A 635-nucleotide genomic window follows, 5' to 3' on the forward strand; every position below is an offset into this window, starting at 1 on the left:
GAGCTTGACCAGTGTGACCACAGGCAACACGGTTATTAACAATGCCGGACTTACAGCGGACAAAGTCACAGTAGGCAACGTTGTTATTGACAAAATGACCAATAAAATCACAGGCATCGAAGCAGGCACGAACACTAAAGATGCAGTGAACAAAGGTCAATTAGACACATTGGCAGCACAACAAGCAGCAACAGACAGTGCAGCAGTGAAGTACGACAACGCGGTGACAAAAGACAAAGTCACTTTAGGTGGAACGACAACAAGCAGTACAAAAGATGCAATCACAGGCAAGATTACAACGACAGGTGGTACAAGCCTCAGCAATGTAGCTAGCGCAGGTGATTACACCAATATTGCTAATGCAAGCAAAGGTGTTAACGCAGGTGACTTAAACAATGCAGTCATTGATGCAAAAACAGCAGTAACCAACACAGGCATCAAGTTCGGTAATGGTACAAGCTCTAACCAATACAAGTTGGGTGATACCCTTAATGTAAAAGCCTCAACAGATGGCAGCATCACCAGTACAACGACGGCAGACGGAGTACAACTTGGCTTAGGCAATACCGTTAAAGTTGGTAATGGTGCTACACAAATTACTGTTGATGGCAGCACAGGAAAAATTGGTGGTTTAA

At 44.3% G+C, this 635-nt stretch carries 1 pseudogene; it reads left to right on the forward strand.

Annotated features, from left to right (window positions below):
* Window positions 1-635, forward strand: a pseudogene (locus tag MMP60_RS15810) (hypothetical protein); the annotation flags it as partial.

Source organism: Acinetobacter sp. ANC 4805, from assembly GCF_022549495.1.
Classification (GTDB): domain Bacteria; phylum Pseudomonadota; class Gammaproteobacteria; order Pseudomonadales; family Moraxellaceae; genus Acinetobacter.